The organism is Olsenella phocaeensis, from assembly GCF_048189965.1.
GTDB classification, from domain to species: Bacteria; Actinomycetota; Coriobacteriia; order Coriobacteriales; family Atopobiaceae; genus Olsenella_I; species Olsenella_I phocaeensis.
Genome location: NZ_DBEZHV010000006.1, coordinates 202917 through 219789 on the forward strand (window position 1 = coordinate 202917; position 16873 = coordinate 219789).

Here is a 16873-nt window from a genome sequence, read left to right on the forward strand (position 1 = left end):
GGCCCCCTCCCTCACGTCAGGACTGTGACGCCACGCTTGCTCCTAGGCGAGCTTGGCGGGACCGCCATTCGACTTGATCTTGGCCTGGGCGCCGGCAAGGCGTGCGATGGGCACGCGGTAGGGCGAGCAGGACACGTAGTCGAGGCCGAGGTCGTAGTACATCTGGATGGACTCGGGATCGCCGCCGGTCTCGCCGCAGACGCCGCAGATGATGGTCTCGTTGGCCTTGTGGCCACCCTTGACGCCCATCTCGACCAGCTTCGCGACGCCCGTATCGAGGGTCTCGAAGGGGTTGGAGCGCAGGATCTTCTTGTTGAGGTACTGGGGGATGAAGGCGCTCTCGACGTCGTCGCGCGAGAAGCCGAAGGTGGTCTGCGTGAGGTCGTTGGTGCCGAAGCTGAAGAAGTCGGCGTACTGGCCGATCTCGTCGGCGGTGACGGCGGCACGCGGGAGCTCGATCATGCAGCCGATGGGGATGCTGAGCTCGACGCCCTCGGCCTCGGAGACCGCCTTGACAACGGACTCGATCTGGCCGCGGACGAGCTTGAGCTCCTCGACGCTGGAGATCAGGGGAACCATGATCTCGGGCTTGGGGTTCAGGCCCTGCTTCTTGAGCTTGGCGGCGGCGCCGGCGATGGCACGGACCTGCATGTCGTTGAGCTCGGGGTACACGATGCCGAGGCGGCAGCCGCGCAGGCCGAGCATGGGGTTGGCCTCCTGGAAGGAGTCCAGGCGGGAGAGGCGGGCGCGCATGGCCTTGAGCTGGACCTCGTTCTCGCCGCGGCCCTCGGCGTGCGCAATCTCGACGGCGAGCTCGCGGGGGTCGTCGAGGAACTCGTGCAGGGGCGGGTCGAGCAGACGGACGATGACGGCCTTGCCGTCCATGGCCTTGAACATGCCCTCGAAGTCGCCGGTCTGGACCTTGAGGAGCTGGCCGAGGGCCTGCTGCTTCTGGCCGTCCGTGTCAGCGAGGATGAAGGACTGGATGATCTGCTTGCGATCGCCCAGGAACATGTGCTCGGTGCGGTCGAGGCCGATGCCCTCGGCGCCGAAGTCGACGGAGAGCTGGGCGTCCTCGGGGTTGTCGGCGTTGGTGCGCACGCCGAAGATGCGGCCGCGAGACGCGTCGCGACGGACCTCGTCGGCCCACTCGAGGATGGTCTCGAGGTCGCCAGTGAGCTCGGGACGGGTCAGGGGCACGGCGCCGACGATGATGTCGCCCGTGGTGCCGTTGATGGAGATGATGTCGCCCTCGTGCAGCACGATGTCGGTGCCGGAGATCGCGACCTCCTTGGCCTTGGCGTCGATCTTCAGCGCCTCAGCGCCGCAGACGCAGGGAGCGCCCATGCCACGGGCGATGACGGCCGCGTGGGAGGTCTTTCCGCCATGCGAGGTGAGGATGCCCTCGGCGGCGACCATGCCCTTGAGGTCGTCGGGAGTGGTCTCCCAGCGCACCAGGATGCAGGGCTTCTCAATGTTGGCATAGTGGACGGCGGCGTCAGAGGAGAAGACGACTGCACCCACGGCAGCACCGGGGCTGGCGTTCATGCCCTTGGCGACGACGTCGACCTTCGCCTTGGGGTCGAACTGGGGGTGCAGGAGCTGGTCGAGCTGGTCGGGCGCGACGCGCAGGAGCGCCTGCTCCTTGGTGATGCGGCCCTCGTCGACCATCTGCATGGCGACCTTGAGGGCAGAGAGCGCGGTGCGCTTGCCGACGCGGGTCTGGAGCATCCAGAGCTTGCCCTGCTCGATGGTGAACTCGATGTCCATCATGTCCGCGTAGTGGTCCTCGAGGATCTCGAACACGTGGAAGAGCTGCTCGCCGGCCTCCTTGAGCGCGGGAATCTTGACCAGGTCGGCGATGGGCTCGGTGTTGCGGATGCCCGCCACGACGTCCTCGCCCTGGGCGTTGACCAGGAAGTCGCCGTAGCGCTCGTTGGTGCCGTCGGCGGGGTTGCGGGTGAAGGCCACGCCGGTGGCAGAGGTCTCGCCCTTGTTGCCGAAGACCATGACCTGGACGTTGACCGCGGTGCCCAGGCTGTCGTCGATCTTGTTCTGCTTGCGGTAGAGGATGGCGCGCTCGGTGTTCCAGGAGCCGAAGACGGCCTGTTCCGCAAGGCGCAGCTGCAGATAGGGGTCCTGGGGGAAGGAGGCGACGCCGTCAGGGGCGACCTCGGGGTGGGCCTGCGAGTCTACGTTCTTGGCGAAGATCGCCTTGAAGGTCTCGGTGAGGTCCTTGAGGTCGGCCGCGTCGAGGTCGGTGTCGAGCTTGACGCCCTTCTCGGCCTTCTTGGCGCTGATGGCGTCCTCGAAGAGCTGGCCGTCGACGCCCATGACGACGTTGGAGAACATCTGCACGAAGCGGCGGTAGGAATCCCACGCGAAGCGCTCGTTCTGGGTCTGCTTGATGAGGCCCTCGACGGAGTCGTCGTTGAGGCCCAGGTTCAGGACGGTGTCCATCATGCCGGGCATGGAGAAGGGCGCGCCGGAGCGGACGGAGACCAGCAGCGGGTCCTCCTTGTCGCCCAGCTTCTTGCCCATGCGCTTCTCGAGGTCGCGACGATACTCGTCAATCTCGTCCAGGACGCCCTCGGGCCAGACGTTGTTCTCAGAGTAGGCGACGCAGGTCTGGCAGGTGATCGAGAATCCCGGAGGGACGGGCAGGCCGATGTTGGCCATCTCGGCGAGGTTGGCGCCCTTGCCGCCCGTGATCCACTTCGCCTCTTCGACGGTGTTGCCGGCGACTTCGGTGACGTTGTTGCCGTTCTCGTCCGTGCCGAAGCGATACACATGCTTCTCAGCCATAGCACTCCTTCAAGGTCTTCCTTGGGCGCGAGAGGTCCCGGCCCCTTCCAAAAGAACACCTGCGCGTGCAAACGGCAGGTGCCCTCACTAACTCTGACTTATTTTATCGACCAAAACATGCAAGGTACACCTCGTCCAATCATCGGGGCAAATCAGCCTTCCGTAGATTGGACAATTAGACGAGCATGCTTTGCCCTATACTAGGGACCAGTTTTTGCTACGCCTCGTGAACCTCGGTCCTGGAACGACGGCCCGCCTGATAGTGCGGCTCCTCCCCCGTCAGGGTGGAGATGACGGTGATCGCGGGACCCAGGAGGTCGATGGAGGGGATACCCCTCTTGTCGAGCTCGCGACGGATGTCGCGGCGGAGGTTGCGGTCCACGATCGTGTGGAACACCGCGATGGGCACGTCCTCGTCGAGGTTCCTGTTGAGGTAGTCGCTCACCATCTCTGCGGAGTTCACGTTGCCGAGCGTCTTGATGATGACGGCGTCGTCACCAAACTGGTCTGCCGCCGCCTCGACCACGCCCGCGGCGGTCTTGCCACGCGCGTCCGATATGACGAACACGATGGGCGTGACGTCCTCGAACACCAGCGGGTCGTCGAATCTGTCTTCGGCCATGGGCCTGCCTCCCTGTCTATGGGGCCCTCTAGCACCCCGCCTCGACCTCCGCCGGGGCGGGGCCTTGCCTACTTCCTGCGAGAGAGTGCGCCGACGTTGGCCACGTCGGAGAAGACGCCGGCGAAGCGGTTGAGAAGGCGCAGCCTATTCTCTCTTACCAGAGTGTCCTCGTCCATGACGAGGACGTCATCAAAGAATCGGTCGATTGGCTCCCTTAGCTCGGCGAGAGCCTTGCAGGCGCCCTCGAAGTCCTTCCGCGAGAGGCACTCCTCCACATTTCGCCCACCATCCTCGCAGGCAGAGAGGAGGCGCAGCTCCGCCTCCCCGAGGAGGGAGCGGTCCACCTCGCTCCCGAGGCTGGCGTCGCCGAGGTGGGCGGCGCGGGCGTAGGCGGTGGCGAGGTCGTCGAAGAGCTCGGGCTGCTTGGCGCGGGCGTCCTCGAGGGCATGCGCACGGGCGAGGAACTCGGCGGGGTCGATGACGCCCACGGACGAGATGGCCTCGATGACGTCGACCGAGACGCCGTCGTCGCGGGCGATGGTGGCAAGGCGACCTGCGAAGAAGTCCGCCACCTTGCCGGCGACCGACGAGGCGTCGAAGTCGAGCCCCTGCGCCAGGTATGCGTCAAGGGAGAGACCGATGAGGCGGCGCAGCGACACCTCGGGGAGCGTGCGGAGGAGCGCGATGACGCCGATGGCGGCGCGCCGCACCGCGAAGGGGTCGGAGGAGCCGGTGGGTGGCTCGTCTATGGCGAAGATGCCACAGATGGTGTCGAGCTTGTCCGCCACGGCGACGGCCTTGCCGACCTCGCCCGAGGGGAGCTCGTCCCCGGCGAAGCGTGGACGGTAGTGCTCGCGGACGGCGTCCGCCACCTCAGCGTCCTCCCCCGCCGCCTGGGCGTAGTAGCCGCCCATGACACCCTGCTGGCTCGTGAACTCGACCACGGCCTGCGTGACGAGGTCGGCTTTGGCCAGGCGCGCGGCGCGCCCGGCGAGCGCGGCGCGCCTGTCGTCCAGACCGGCCTCGCGGGCGACCTCGGGGGCCAGCGCCTCCATGCGGCCGACCTTCTGGAGCACGGTTCCCAGCCTCTCCTGGAAGACGACGCTGGAGAGTCGCTCCACGTAGTCCTCGAGCGGGCGCTTCAGGTCCTCCTCGTAGAAGAACTTCGCGTCGTCCAGCCTGGCGCGGACCACGCGCTCGTTGCCGTCCACGACGCGCCCGGAGTTCTCGGGCGCCGTGTTGGAGACGACGACGAACTCGCGGGTGAGCTCGCCCGCGACGTCGTAGATCGGGAAGTAGCGCTGGTTCGTGAGCATGGACTCGCAGATGATCTCGTGGGGGACGCGGAGGAACTCCTCGTCGAAGGTGCCCACGAGCACGGTGGGCCACTCGCAGAGGTTGACGACCTCGTCGAGGACCTTCCTGGGCGTGTCGACGTGGGCCCCGCCGCGCTCCTCCTCGACCCGGCGCACGCCCTCCATGATGACCGCGCGCCTGCGCTCCTCGAGGAGGACGCCGGCAGACTCGAGGACGGACTCGTACTGGGCGGGGTTTGGCACGACGTGCTCGCCGGGACCCAGGACCCTGTGCCCGCGCGTGGTGTTCGAGCTCGTCACGTCGGCGTAGCTCACGGGGACGACGTCCTCTCCAAAGAGGCAGCAGATCCAACGGATGGGCCTCACGAAGCTCGCGTGCTCGCTGCCCCAGCGCTGGCTACGGTAGTTGGGCCACTCGAGGGAGCCGATGACGCGCTCGGAGAGCTCCGAGAGGATGGGCGACGCGGGGCGGGAGGGGATGCTCTTCTCGGCAAAGACGTACTCGCGGCCGTCCGCGTCCACGCGCCGCGCGAGCTGCTCGGCGGCAAGCCCCAGCTTGCGCGCGAAGCCCTGCGCCGCCTTCGTGGGAGCGCCGTCGGAGTCGAAGGCGATGTTGGCCGCCGGACCGCGCTTGACCTCGTGGACCTCCTCGGTCTGGGCGGCGACGTCGCGGACGATCACGCTGAGCCTGCGCGGGGTGGAGCAGGGACGGACCTCGCCATGGGCGAGCCCCGCCTCGTCGAGCCCCTTGCTCACGAGCACCCCGAGCTGGCGGGTCGCGTTGATGAGGGGCGCGGAGGGCATCTCCTCGCAGCCGATCTCGAGCAGGAAGTCACGCGTCTGTGCCATCTAGGCCACCTCCCCCTTCTGTGCATTTGCGTCCTTTCCGGCGACCTCTTCGAGGTAGGCCTCGCAGCAGGCCTTGGCGACGGTGCGGACGCGCAGGATGTAGTTTGCGCGCTCGACGGCCGAGAGCGCGCCACGGCTGTCGAGGAGGTTGAAGGCATGGCTGCACTTCATCACGCAGTCGTATGCGGGAAGCGGGAGCCTCGCCTCGAGGCAGGAGTGGCACTCGGCCTCGTAGTCATCGAACTTCTGGCGCATCATCTCGACGTTGGCGACCTCGAAGTTGTACGCGCTGAACTCGCGCTCATTCTCGAGGAAGACGTCGCCGTAGGTCATGGGGGTGCCGTCGGGGAGGTAGCTCCACACCAGGTCGTACACCGAGTTGACGCCCTGGGCGTACATGGCGATGCGCTCGAGGCCATAGGTTATCTCGACCGGGACGGGATCAACCTCGATGCCTCCAACCTGCTGGAAGTAGGTGAACTGGGTCACCTCCATGCCATTGAGCCAGACCTCCCATCCCAGGCCCCAGGCACCCAGGGTCGGGCTCTCCCAGTCGTCCTCGACGAAGCGGACGTCATGCCTGCTGGGGTCGAGGCCGATCGCGCTCAGCGACCCCAGGTAGAGCTCCTGGGAATCTGCGGGAGAGGGCTTCATGAGCACCTGGAACTGGTAGTAGTGCTGCATGCGGTTGGGGTTCTCGCCGTAGCGCCCGTCGGCGGGACGGCGGCAGGGCTGGGGATAGCAGGTCCTCCAGGAGCCGGGGCCCAGCGAGCGCAGCGCGGTCGCGGTGTGGAAGGTGCCCGCGCCAACCTCGCTGTCGTACGGCTGCATGACCGTGCAGCCCTTCTCCGCCCAGTAGTGCTCAAGAGCCAGGATCATGTCCTGGAAGGTCAACGCCTTCTCGCTCATGCCTTTTGCCTCTCCCATCGATGTCGTGCGCTGCCGACCCTAGAGCCAGCGCGCGTCCGTGAGGGGCCAGTAGATGAAGAGGCCCCTCGAGGTGACGCTTTCCACGCTCACCGCGCCGAAGTAGCGCGAGTCGAGCGAATTGGTGCGGTTGTCCCCCATGACCCATATGCTGCCCTCGGGGACGACGTAGGGGTAGCTGATGTCCGCGTCCAGCAGCCGCGAGTGCTGCTGGAGGGGGTAGCTCGGCTTGCCCATCACGTAGGGTTCGTCGAGGGCGCGGCCGTCCACGTAGACGACCCCGTCGCGAAGCTCGACCGTCTGCCCTCCCACGGCAACCACGCGCTTGATGAGGGTCGTGCCCGCATCGTCGGGGTCGTCGAAGGTGACGACGTCGCCCGCCTTGGGCGCGCTCGCGCGCAGGCTCAGCTTCTCTCCCAGGAGGCAGTCCCCCTCGTGGATGGTCTCGAGCATGGAGCCCGAGGGCACCAGGTAGTACTCCGCCACGTAGCTGCGGACGAGGAACGCGATGCCCAGGCCCACGACGACGCAGAGCACTAGCTCGAGGGCGAAGGGCATGCGATGCGGCGTGTCGTCGCTCATTTGGCTCCTCCTTCCCCAGAGGACTCGATGACGGCGCGGGCGAGGGCGCGCTCCTCTTCGGTGAGCTCGGCCCCGTCAAGCAGGTCGGGCCTCCAGAGGGCCGTGCGCTCGACCGCGTTCCTGCGCCTCCAGGCGGCGACGGCAGCGTGGTCTCCCGAGAGGAGGACCTCGGGCACCCCCCTGCCCTCATACTCCGACGGGCGGGTGTACTGGGCGTACTCGAGCAGTCCGTCAGAGAAGGACTCGTCCCGGGCGCTCATCTCGTCGCCCAGCGCACCGGGAAGGAGCCTCACGACCGAGTCGATCACGACGAGCGCCGCGAGCTCGCCGCCGGTGAGGACGTAGTCGCCCAGAGAGATGCGCTCGTCCGCGAGCTCGTAGGCCCGCTCGTCCATCCCCTCGTAGCGCCCGCAGACCAGAAGCACCCTCTCCTCGTGCGAGAGGCGCTCGGCGACCGACTCGTCGTAGCGCCTGCCGCAGGGGGTGAAGAAGACCACGTGAGGGCGGGCCGGGTGCCTCTTGCTGATGTCGCGGACCGCCTCGAAGATCGGGGCAGGCTTCATGAGCATGCCCTGGCCGCCACCGAACGGCGCGTCGTCTACCGTGCGATGGCGGTCGTGCGTCCAATCGCGCAGGTCATACGACTCGAACTCGAAGATGCCCCTCGCCTGGGCGCGCCCCATGATGGAGGTCTCGAGGTAGGGGGCGAACAGGTCCGGGAAGACCGAGAGCGTCTCGAACCTCAATTCCCCACCTCCCCCAGCAGGCCTTCGGGCGCGTCGACCAATATCTCCCCCTCGGGCGGGAGCTCGCTGACGACGGAATCCACCACCGGGAGCAGGACCTCCCCATGCGGCCCGCCGTCGATGACCCACACGTCGTTGGCCGGCCCCCTCATGAGCTCGACGACGGAGCCCAGGCGACCCCATCTGACGTCGCGGACGGGCCGCCCGACGAGCGCGTCCGCGTCGTGGAGGGCATAGCCCTCGGGGAGGTCCCCCACACGGGCGAGGAGGAGCTTGCCCACGAGCCTGGAGGCGGAGTCGATGTCGCCCACCCCCTCGAGGGAGACGAGCTGGCCGCGGCGACCCTCGTCGGCGGAGAGCACGCGGACCTCGCGCGGGCCCTTGAGCGCCGGAGGCACGACGAAGGTCTCGAGCCCCTCGCGCAGCAGAGGAGGAAGGCCGTGAACGGAAACCGTCACGACCTCCCCCCTCTTGCCGTGCGTCTTCTCCACACGGGCTATGGCCCTGTAGCGCGGGTGCAAGGCCTATCCCAGAACCTCGACCTCGACGGAGGTGCCCACCCTGGAGCCGAGCGCGCGGGCGAGCGTGCGGATGGCCTTGATGGTGCGTCCCCTCCTGCCGATGATGCGGCCTGCGTCCTCCTCGGCGCAGCTGACCTCGATGAGGGCCGAGCCCTCGCTGTCGGTCACGTCGAGGGACACCGCGTCCTCGTTGGTCACGAGCCCGCAGACGATGTACTCGACGAGGTCGGCGACCCTGTCGGAAGCGACCTGCCCCGGGACGTCCTCGGACTCGACGACTTCGCTGACTTCCTCGGACACGATGCCTACTCGGCCTCGGTGGCTGCGGCGGCAGCCTTGGCGGCGGCCTTCTTGGAGAGCTTCTGCTTCTTCTCGGGCGCAGGCTCGCCGGAGCGGGCGACGTCGATGAGGTGGGAGACGGCGTTGGTGGGCTGGGCACCCTTGGCAACCCACTCGTCGATCTTCTCGAGGTCGAGGTCGATGGTCTTGGGGGAGGTCAGAGGGTTGTAGCGACCAACGAGCTCGATGTAACGGCCGTCGCGGGGCATGCGGCCGTCGGCGACGACGACGCGATAGAACGGGTGCTTCTTGGCACCGTGACGAGTGAGACGAATCTTGACTGCCAAAGTAGAACTCCTTCAGACGAGCGGCGCCGTGGTAGTTGAATGAATGCACCGCATAGCCACACAAAAGCAGGCAATATGATACGACAGCGCCCAAGGGGCGCAAGGTGCAGTTTTTGTGAACTGCACCCCGCTCCCAGGCGATTGTGTTTCGTTCTGGGCCTGCGTTAAGTGGCCCTTAAGGTCCTTAACGTACCATCGGATGGTATTTGTCCCCCAAAACGAACAATAGCCTCTGTGCCCGAAAGATGGAGAATCCCATGAACATTCTGGTTGTGGAAGACGAGCGCAACCTAGCCGACGCCATCGTCCAGATCCTGAAGGGCGGCGGCTTCAACGCCGAGGCCGCGTACGACGGGAACGCCGGCCTCTCGTCCGCGCTCAGCGGCATGTACGACGCGGTCGTCATGGACGTCATGCTCCCTGGCAAGGACGGGGTCCAGATCGTCCACGAGCTGCGCCACGAGGGGAACTCCGTGCCCGTCCTCATGCTCACCGCCCGCACCTCGACCTCCGACAAGGTCGAGGCCCTGGACGCCGGCGCGGACGACTACATGACCAAGCCCTTCGAGGACGCCGAGCTCCTCGCCCGCCTGCGCGCGCTCACCCGTCGCCAGGGCGACGTCGTAATCGACGAGGTCAGCTTCGCGGACCTCACGCTGGACCTCGCGACCCATGACCTCAGCTGTAACGACAACTCCGTCCACCTCTCGGGCAAGGAGTTCGAGGTCCTGAAGATGCTGATGGGCTCCACCGCCCGCGTCGTCTCGAAGCAGGACCTGCTGGTGCGCGTCTGGGGCACCGACGGCGAGGCGTCGGAGAACTCCGTCGAGGCCTACATCTCGTTCCTGCGCAAGAAGCTGGGCCACATCCACTCGAAGGTCCAAATCACCACCCTGCGCATGCTGGGATATCGACTCGAGGAGTTTGACCTGCCCAGGGAGTAGGTGGGAGCCGTGCTCGAGAGGCTCAAGCGCAAGTTCATGGTGATCGTGATGACGCTCGTGGGGACCGTCCTCGCGAGCGTCCTTGGTCTCATGTACTACTCCTCCTTCACGACCCAGGCCAACCTCGTGAAGGAGTCCCTCAACCGTGGGCTCGAGGGGAGCCTCAGCCCCCTGCCCGTCATAGGCTCGGAGGGTGCGCGCGTGGGCGGCATGCTCACGGTCGTGGTCGAGGTGTCCGAGAAGGGCGTCATCCTCCAGACGAGCGAGTCGCCGGCATACATCAGCGGCCCCGTCCTCGCCCGCGTCATCGACGACGCCCTGACCCAGGGTGTGACGAGCGAGCGCATCGGGGACCTCCACGTCGTGTGGAAGAGCGCCGTCACCGACCAGGGGAACATCCGCATCGCCATCGTGGACACCACCATCGCCGACCGCGCCCTCACGAGCCTCCTGCTCAACGCCATCGTGGTCATGGCGGCAAGCCTCTCTATCCTCTTCGCCGTGGCGTCCTTCCTCTCGAACTGGGCCATTTCGCCCATAGCGAGGGCATGGGAGCAACAGAGGCGCTTCGTGGCCGACGCGTCGCACGAGCTCAAGACGCCGCTCTCCGTCATTCTGGCCAACTCGCAGATCCTTGCCCGGGACGACCGCATCCCCGAGGACGACGCGCGGTGGGTCGAGAGCACCGTCGACGAGGCGCAGCACATGAAGAACCTCGTGAACGACCTGCTCGAGCTCGCCAAGGCGGAGGAGGGCACGGACGGGCTGGGCTCGGCGCTCTCCTCGGAGGAGGTGGACTTCTCGAACCTCGTGGAGTCCGCGGCGCTCGAGTTCGACCCCGTCGCCTTCGAGCGCGGCTGCTCCATCGAGACCTCGATAGAGCCGGGCCTCAAGGTCAAGGGCGACCCCGAGTGGCTCGAGCGCCTGGCCAAGATCCTGATAGACAACGCCTGCAAGTACGCCCGTACCCAGAGCGTCGTGCGCGTGCGACTGCGACGCAGCTCAAGGCATGTGCAGCTCAGCGTGAACAACCAGGGAGCCCCCATAGCCAGGGAGGACCTCCCCCACATCTTCGACCGCTTCTACCGCAGCGAGCGGGCGCGGAGCAGGACCAACGGGGACGAGGGCGGCTTCGGGCTGGGCCTCGCCATCGCGAAGGGGGTCGCCGAGGCATGCGGCGGCGGCATAGCCGCCGAGAGCGACGAGGCGTCCGGAACCACCTTCACGGTCACCTTCTAGGGGAGGCCGGCGCATGGCGGAGGGAAGCGGGAGGGAGCAGGACCGATCCTTGGGCCTCCCCTGGCAGGGGCCTGCCGTGGGGCTGCTGGACCTCGACGCGTTCTTCGCCTCCGTGGAGCAGCTCGACCATCCCGACTGGAGGGGGCTCCCCGTCATCGTCGGGGGCTCCCCCGAGCGCAGGGGCGTCGTCTCGACGGCATCCTACGAGGCCCGTCGCTTCGGCGTCCACTCGGCCATGCCGTCCTGGCAGGCGCGCCGGCTCTGCCCCGGCGCGATCTGGACCCCGGGCCGCTTCGACCGCTATCGCGAGCTCTCGCGGGCGGTCATGGGAATCGTCCAGGACGAGACCCCCCTCGTGGAGCAGGTGTCGATCGACGAGGCGTTCTTCGACGTGACCCCAGGGCGATGGTCGCGCGAGAGCCCCCTCGACATCTGCCGCCGCATCCAGCTGCGCGTGCGAAAGCTGGGCATCACCTGTTCGATCGGCCTGGGAACGAGCAAGACCGTGGCGAAGATCGCCTCCGAGCGCCAGAAGCCGCGCGGGCTCACCGTCGTGCCGCCCGGCGCGGAGGCCGCCTTCCTCGCACCGCTTCCCGTGAGGGCCATGAGCGGGATAGGCCCCGCGACCGAGCGCAGGCTCCAGGAGCTCGACGTGAGGACGCTCGGCGACCTCGCCCTGCGCGACGAGGCAGAGATGCGGCGCGCCCTGGGAAGCGTGGGCCCCCAGCTCGTGAGAAGGGCGAGGGGGATGGAGGGAAGCCCCGTCAGAGAGACGGCGCGGCCCGAGGAGGCCAAGTCCGTCTCGAACGAGCGGACCTTCTCGCACGACCTTCTCACGAGGGAGGAGGTGGATGCCGCCATAGGCCAGGTCTCTGCCCTCGTGGGAGAGCGGCTGCGCAAGCGGGGGCTCCGCGCCTCGACGGTCACCCTCAAGCTGAAGTTCGACTACCTCCACGCACGAACGGCGCAGAGGGCGCTGCCAAGGCCCACGGACGACGAGAGGAGGCTTGCCGCCTGCGCGCGCGGGCTCCTCTCCGGGCTCTGGTCCCCGGGACTCGGGATAAGGCTCGTCGGCGTCGGCGCGAGCGACTTCGGCGAGGGGGCCGCGGAGCAGCTCTCGCTCTTCACGGACGAGAAGGGCGACGAGCGCGACCTGAGGGCCCTTTCGCTTGCCACGGACGAGGTCAGGAGGCGCTTCGGCAAGTCAGCCATCGCCTATGGCAGGGATCTCAGGCTCGAGGGCAGGGATTCGGACACGCTGCCTATGAACGGCGGAGGGGCGTAGCGGGGCCGACCCCTCCCCTACTCGCCCGACGGCGCGACCGCGTCGGCCGCCTCGGACGTCCCCTCCGTCGCGGCCTCGCCCTCGAGGCCCAGCGTGACGCGGGGCGCGTCACCCCACAGGCGCTCGAGGCGATAGAAGTCGCGGGTCTCGGGCCTGAACACGTGGACCACGAGGGAGCCGAAGTCGAGGAGCACCCAGCTGCCGGAGGCCTTTCCCTCGACCGAGAGGGGCTTGGCGTGACAGTTCACCTGGAGCTTTTCCTCGATGTGGTCGACCACGGCGTCGACCTGGGGCTTGCTTGACGCGCTGCACACGAGGAAGTAGTCGCAGACGTCGGACACGGACGAGAGGTCCAGGAGGACGATGTCGCTGGCCTTCCTCTCGTCTGCGGCGGTGGCGGCGATGCGGGCGAGCTCGAGCGGGGTTGCGGGCATTCGTTGCCTTCCCTTCTGGGTCATCGGCCCCGGCGCTCGTGCGCCAGTGCCAGTGCGTTGTATACCTCGATGGTACCCGGATACAGGTACCTGCGCGTCTTGATGACGTATTCCACCCCGCCGGCGAACGCGCTCCAGTAGACCTCCCCAAGCGGGGCGCGAGACGAGACCAGGTCTCGCGTGGCCTGTATGCCGGGACTTGCGGGACGGAGCGGCTCGATGCCGTCCGCGACGAAGATGACCATGTCGAGCGGGCTCATCTCCGCGGAGCCCAGGGTGTGGAGCCCTATGGCACGGAACACCTCCGGGGGGAGCTCGGGATAGAGCCCGGGCAGCTCGCGGGCCGCCGTGAGCCCGTGCAGGAGCGGGAGGACGAGGTGCAGGTCGACCCCAAGGTCGATGCCCAGGTCCCTCGCCGCGGAGAGGAGCTCCTCGTCGGTGAGGACCTTGTCCCAGTCGTGCAGGGTCCCCGCGGCGCGCGCCAGGAAGGGGTCCACCCCGTAGGAGAGCGCCAGCGACTCGGCGCAGCGAGCCACCGAGAGCGAGTGCTCCAGGCGGCGGGGCCTTGCCACGGCCATGCGGGCGCGGAGGTCGCCCTCGAGGCGCTCGAGGCAGGACGCCTGTCCCTCGTCGTAGTCCGCGCAGGTGCCGAGCGGCTCAGTACCCAAGGTCGTCGCCTCCCGCCACGGAGCCGTAGCGCGTGGGCCTGACCCCATAGAGCTTGTGCTTGTGGATGTAACCCGTCACGGGGTCGGGGGTGAGGTAGCGCAGGCTCTGCCCGCCGCGCACACGTTCGCGCAGGTAGCTGGACGATATGGCGAGCGCGGGGACCTCGAGGTAGGTCACGTCGAAGTCGAATCCCGACTCGGCGATCGCGCTCTGGGCGCGGCTCAGGTCGTAGCCGGGACGGGTGGCGCCCACGAGCTTGGCGAGGTGGGCTATCCTCCCCGCGTCACGCCAGGTGACGATCTCTGCGATGGCGTCGGCGCCGGTGATGAAGTGGAGCTCCACGTTGTCCGGGTAGATGGCGCGCATGCGCTCGAGGGTGTCTGCCGTGTAGGTGATCCCTTCGCGGTCGACCTCGAAGCGGCTGGCCACGAAGTGGGGGTTGTCGGAGGTGGCGAGCAGGGTCATGGCGTATCGGTCCTCCCCCGAGGTGACCGACCGGTCCTGCTTGAAGGCGGGGCGACCGGCGGGCATGAAGACGACCACGTCCAGACCCAGGTCGTCGAAGGCCTGCTCGGCTGCCACGAGGTGGCCGTTGTGGATGGGGTCGAAGGTGCCTCCCATGATGCCGATGCGGTAGGTCCGCGCCGGGTCCTGCCCCAGGATGGGCAGGTCCCCCTTGCGGATGACGTCCTCGGCGATGTGCTCCACCTCCCCAGGCTGCAGGTAGTCGAAGGAGAGGGGCTCGGAGCTGCGGGGAACGGGTGGCTTCGTCATGCTTCCCTCCTAGAGCACGAGGAGTTCGTCGCGGTGGATGGCGGGCTGGCCGTCCTTCTCGGGCATGAAGCGGGCTATCACGTCGAGCCGGAGCCCGTGCACGCGTGCCATCTCGTCCGACGAGTAGCGGGTCACTCCCCTTCCGACGAGCGCCCCGTCCGCGCCGACGACGTTGACCACGTCACCCGCCTCGAACTCGCCCTCGGCCCTCAGCACGCCGACCGGGAGCACGGACGCCCCCGACTCGACGACCGCCCTGCGTGCGCCGTCGTCGAGGACCAGGGTCCCGCGCACGACCTCGGCAAGCCCGATCCAGAGCTTGCGAGCGCCCTCGTGGCTGCCCTCCACGGGTTCGAAGCGCGTCCCCACGCCGTCCTCGCAGGCCGCGCGCAGAAGCACGCCGCCCTCGCGTCCGCGGCAGATCACGAGGGGGATTCCCGCCGCCATGGAGGCCCGGGCGGCCCGGAGCTTGGCGGCCATCCCGCCCGTGCCCACGGAGCTCGTGGAGCCGCCCGCCATGGCGGCTATCTCCGGCGTGAGCTCGCGCACCAGGGGGACCAGCCGCGCGTCGGGGTCCTCCTGGGGATTCGCGGTGTAGAGCCCGTCCACGTCAGAGAGGATCACGTAGAGGTCCGCCGAGACGAGCGTGGCCACGATGGCGCCAAGGGTGTCGTTGTCCCCGAAGGCGAACTCGGCCACGGACACTGTGTCGTTCTCGTTCACCACGGGCACCGCCCCCAGCTCGAGCAGGCGCTGGAGGGTGTTGCGCGCGTTGAGGTAGCCGTCGCGGTCGGTCACGTCGCGGCGGGTCAGGAGGACCTGGCCACAGGCGACCCCATGGCGCGCGAGCTCGACGGCGTAGGCCTCCGTGAGTGCCGCCTGGCCGGCCGAGGCGCAGGCCTGGAGCCCGGGGATGTCACGGGGCCGCTCCTTGACGGCGAGTCGCCCCATGCCCGCGGCGACGGCACCGGATGACACGATGACCACCCCTACGCCGCGCGCGACGAGTTCGGCCACCTGGTCGCAGACGGAGGCGATGAGCCCCAGGTCGGGGCTGCCGTCACCGGCGACCAGGGTAGACGAGCCCAGCTTGAAGACGACGCGCGTGGGAAGGTCCGCCACCCCTACTCGCCCTCCTCGTCCGAGGCCGCGAGCTCCTCTTCGAGCTCGTCGTACGCGTCCTGCGCGCCCTCTCCCTCGTAGTCGAAGGCGAAGCCCAGTATGCGCACCTCGTCCCCGGCCTGGCAGCCCGCCGCCGCGAGCTTGGCGTCGAGGCCCATGCGGTCGAAGCGGTGCTGGAGGTATGCGATGGCCTCGTCGTTGTCCCAGTCGGTTTGGACCACCATGCGCTCGACCAGCCCGCCCGAGACGCGCCAGATGCCGCGGGACTCCATGCGAATCTGGACCGCCCGGTCGCGGCGCTGGCGCTCGCGTTCCACGGCCTCGTTGAAGTCGGGGAGGATGGCCGTGGGCTCGATCCTGCTCCTGAGCTCGGCCACCTCCGCCGCGCACGCGGTGGTGAAGTCCTCGAGTCCCTCGCCCGTCACGGCCGACACGGCGAAGAACGCGTGGCCGTCGGCCTCCGCCGCCTCCCTCAGGCGCCCGAGGGCGTCCTCCGTCCCCGGCATGTCGCACTTGTTGGCGAGGACGATCTGCGACCGGGACGCGAGCTCCTGCGCATAGGCGGCGAGCTCGGAGTTGATGGTGCGGTAGTCCTCGAGGGGGTCGCGTCCCTCGTAGCCGCCCGTGAGGTCCACGACGTGCAGGATGAGCGCCGTGCGCTCGATGTGGCGCAGGAACTCGTGGCCGAGGCCACGGCCCTCGGAGGCCCCCTCGATGAGCCCCGGCACGTCGGCGACGACGAAGGAGGCACCGGTCTTCGCCCTCACGACCCCCAGGTTGGGAACCAGCGTGGTGAAGGGGTAGTCGGCGATCTTGGGGCGGGCGGCGGAGAGGCGGGCTATGAGGGAGCTCTTGCCCACCGACGGCATGCCCACGAGGGCGGCGTCCGCCATGAGCTTCATCTCGAGCTCGATCCAGTGGTCGAGCGCGGGCTCGCCCTTCTCGGCGAAGGCGGGCGCCCTGCGCACCGAGGTCACGAAGTGTATGTTGCCCCTGCCGCCCGCGCCGCCGGGAGCGACGACCACGCGCTGGCTGGGCTGGGTGAGGTCGGCGATCTCGTAGGCGGGCTCCATGGTCTGGGGGTCGAGCTCGCGCACGACGGTGCCCAGGGGGACGCGCAGGACGAGGTCCTCGCCCGCGCGGCCGTGGCGGCGGGCGCCCTGGCCGTGCGTGCCCCTCTCGGCCTTGAAGTGGTGCTTGTAGCGATAGTCGATGAGCGAGGAGAGCTGCGGGTCGGTGACGAGGACGACGCTCCCGCCGTCGCCGCCGTCGCCGCCGTCGGGCCCTCCCTTGGGGACGAAGGCCTCGCGGCGGAACGACATGCAGCCGGCACCGCCGTCGCCGCCCTTGACGTTGATGCGGCAGAGGTCCGTGAAGGTGTTGGTGGGCATGGTTCTCTCTTTCGTAAGGTC

Annotated in this window: 17 protein-coding genes; 3 read left to right on the forward strand and 14 right to left on the reverse strand. The window is 68.2% G+C overall.

Annotated elements, in window-relative coordinates; all coding sequences use genetic code 11:
* Window positions 1-42: 42 nt before the first annotated feature.
* The 9 genes from ppdK to rpsP all read right to left on the reverse strand — a co-directional run bounded on the left by ppdK (window position 43) and on the right by rpsP (window position 8994).
* Entirely contained in the window at window positions 43-2805 is a 2763-nt protein-coding gene (gene ppdK, locus ACMPH2_RS03045; protein ID WP_062531188.1) for a pyruvate, phosphate dikinase, read from the reverse strand.
* 217 nt (window positions 2806-3022) lie between these two features.
* Window positions 3023-3427 (reverse strand): kinase/pyrophosphorylase, encoded by a 405-nt coding sequence (locus ACMPH2_RS03050; RefSeq protein WP_009279181.1) that lies wholly within the window; start codon window positions 3425-3427, stop codon window positions 3023-3025.
* Between the two features lie 68 nt (window positions 3428-3495).
* Window positions 3496-5592, reverse strand: a complete 2097-nt coding sequence (glyS, locus tag ACMPH2_RS03055; protein WP_072499570.1) for a glycine--tRNA ligase subunit beta — start codon at window positions 5590-5592, stop codon at window positions 3496-3498.
* On the reverse strand, window positions 5593-6501 hold the full coding sequence (locus ACMPH2_RS03060; protein ID WP_314638433.1) for a glycine--tRNA ligase subunit alpha: 909 nt from the start codon (window positions 6499-6501) through the stop codon (window positions 5593-5595). It lies immediately after the preceding gene.
* 39 nt (window positions 6502-6540) lie between these two features.
* On the reverse strand, window positions 6541-7101 hold the full coding sequence (gene lepB, locus ACMPH2_RS03065) for a signal peptidase I (RefSeq protein ID WP_062531194.1): 561 nt from the start codon (window positions 7099-7101) through the stop codon (window positions 6541-6543).
* Window positions 7098-7847 carry a tRNA (guanosine(37)-N1)-methyltransferase TrmD gene (gene trmD / locus ACMPH2_RS03070; protein WP_009279177.1) on the reverse strand — a complete coding sequence of 250 codons (750 nt, stop codon included), beginning with the start codon at window positions 7845-7847 and terminating at the stop codon, window positions 7098-7100. The genes lepB and trmD overlap by 4 nt, the downstream gene beginning before the upstream one ends.
* Window positions 7844-8338 carry a ribosome maturation factor RimM gene (locus ACMPH2_RS03075; protein WP_255353947.1) on the reverse strand — a complete coding sequence of 165 codons (495 nt, stop codon included), beginning with the start codon at window positions 8336-8338 and terminating at the stop codon, window positions 7844-7846. Before ACMPH2_RS03075 ends, trmD begins: the two co-directional genes overlap by 4 nt.
* Before the next feature lie 33 nt (window positions 8339-8371).
* Window positions 8372-8668, reverse strand: a complete 297-nt coding sequence (locus ACMPH2_RS03080; protein ID WP_009279175.1) for a KH domain-containing protein — start codon at window positions 8666-8668, stop codon at window positions 8372-8374.
* Window positions 8669-8673: 5 nt separating this feature from the next.
* Window positions 8674-8994 (reverse strand): 30S ribosomal protein S16, encoded by a 321-nt coding sequence (gene rpsP, locus ACMPH2_RS03085; RefSeq protein ID WP_417118590.1) that lies wholly within the window; start codon window positions 8992-8994, stop codon window positions 8674-8676.
* A gap of 257 nt (window positions 8995-9251) precedes the next feature.
* Here rpsP and ACMPH2_RS03090 point away from each other — a divergent pair, with 257 nt between their 5' ends.
* The 3 genes from ACMPH2_RS03090 to dinB are packed head-to-tail and all read left to right on the forward strand — an operon-like array spanning window position 9252 to window position 12462.
* Window positions 9252-9938: a response regulator transcription factor gene (locus tag ACMPH2_RS03090; protein WP_062531197.1), complete on the forward strand. Its 687-nt coding sequence runs from the start codon at window positions 9252-9254 to the stop codon at window positions 9936-9938.
* A 9-nt stretch (window positions 9939-9947) separates the two neighbouring features.
* The gene (locus tag ACMPH2_RS03095; RefSeq protein ID WP_062531430.1) at window positions 9948-11177 is read left to right on the forward strand and encodes a sensor histidine kinase; all 1230 of its coding nucleotides are present in this window, start codon (window positions 9948-9950) and stop codon (window positions 11175-11177) included.
* A 13-nt stretch (window positions 11178-11190) separates the two neighbouring features.
* Window positions 11191-12462 (forward strand): DNA polymerase IV, encoded by a 1272-nt coding sequence (gene dinB / locus ACMPH2_RS03100; RefSeq protein WP_417118591.1) that lies wholly within the window; start codon window positions 11191-11193, stop codon window positions 12460-12462.
* Between the two features lie 17 nt (window positions 12463-12479).
* On the opposite strand, the gene rsfS is transcribed toward dinB, so the two are convergent.
* From rsfS to obgE, 5 genes are read right to left on the reverse strand one after another with little or no spacing between them, the layout of a single operon-like run.
* Entirely contained in the window at window positions 12480-12896 is a 417-nt protein-coding gene (gene rsfS / locus ACMPH2_RS03105) for a ribosome silencing factor (RefSeq protein WP_062531201.1), read from the reverse strand.
* A gap of 20 nt (window positions 12897-12916) precedes the next feature.
* Entirely contained in the window at window positions 12917-13564 is a 648-nt protein-coding gene (yqeK, locus tag ACMPH2_RS03110; protein ID WP_072499566.1) for a bis(5'-nucleosyl)-tetraphosphatase (symmetrical) YqeK, read from the reverse strand.
* Window positions 13554-14339 (reverse strand): nicotinate-nucleotide adenylyltransferase, encoded by a 786-nt coding sequence (gene nadD / locus ACMPH2_RS03115; RefSeq protein ID WP_417118592.1) that lies wholly within the window; start codon window positions 14337-14339, stop codon window positions 13554-13556. Before nadD ends, yqeK begins: the two co-directional genes overlap by 11 nt.
* 9 nt (window positions 14340-14348) lie before the next feature.
* Window positions 14349-15461: a glutamate 5-kinase gene (gene proB, locus ACMPH2_RS03120; RefSeq protein WP_417118593.1), complete on the reverse strand. Its 1113-nt coding sequence runs from the start codon at window positions 15459-15461 to the stop codon at window positions 14349-14351.
* A gap of 2 nt (window positions 15462-15463) precedes the next feature.
* Window positions 15464-16852, reverse strand: coding sequence for a GTPase ObgE (obgE, locus tag ACMPH2_RS03125; protein ID WP_417118594.1), 1389 nt, complete (start codon window positions 16850-16852; stop codon window positions 15464-15466).
* Between the last annotated feature and the right edge of the window lie 21 nt (window positions 16853-16873).

Bases quoted from the DNA above. Each gene is read 5' to 3' on its own strand.
- ppdK (WP_062531188.1), bottom strand. From the start codon at position 2,805: ATGGCTGAGAAGCATGTGTATCGCTTCGGCACGGACGAGAACGGCAAC.
- ACMPH2_RS03050 (WP_009279181.1), bottom strand. From the start codon at position 3,427: ATGGCCGAAGACAGATTCGACGACCCGCTGGTGTTCGAGGACGTCACG.
- glyS (WP_072499570.1), bottom strand. From the start codon at position 5,592: ATGGCACAGACGCGTGACTTCCTGCTCGAGATCGGCTGCGAGGAGATG.
- ACMPH2_RS03060 (WP_314638433.1), bottom strand. From the start codon at position 6,501: ATGAGCGAGAAGGCGTTGACCTTCCAGGACATGATCCTGGCTCTTGAG.
- lepB (WP_062531194.1), bottom strand. From the start codon at position 7,101: ATGAGCGACGACACGCCGCATCGCATGCCCTTCGCCCTCGAGCTAGTG.
- ACMPH2_RS03090 (WP_062531197.1), top strand. From the start codon at position 9,252: ATGAACATTCTGGTTGTGGAAGACGAGCGCAACCTAGCCGACGCCATC.
- dinB (WP_417118591.1), top strand. From the start codon at position 11,191: ATGGCGGAGGGAAGCGGGAGGGAGCAGGACCGATCCTTGGGCCTCCCC.
- rsfS (WP_062531201.1), bottom strand. From the start codon at position 12,896: ATGCCCGCAACCCCGCTCGAGCTCGCCCGCATCGCCGCCACCGCCGCA.
- nadD (WP_417118592.1), bottom strand. From the start codon at position 14,339: ATGACGAAGCCACCCGTTCCCCGCAGCTCCGAGCCCCTCTCCTTCGAC.
- obgE (WP_417118594.1), bottom strand. From the start codon at position 16,852: ATGCCCACCAACACCTTCACGGACCTCTGCCGCATCAACGTCAAGGGC.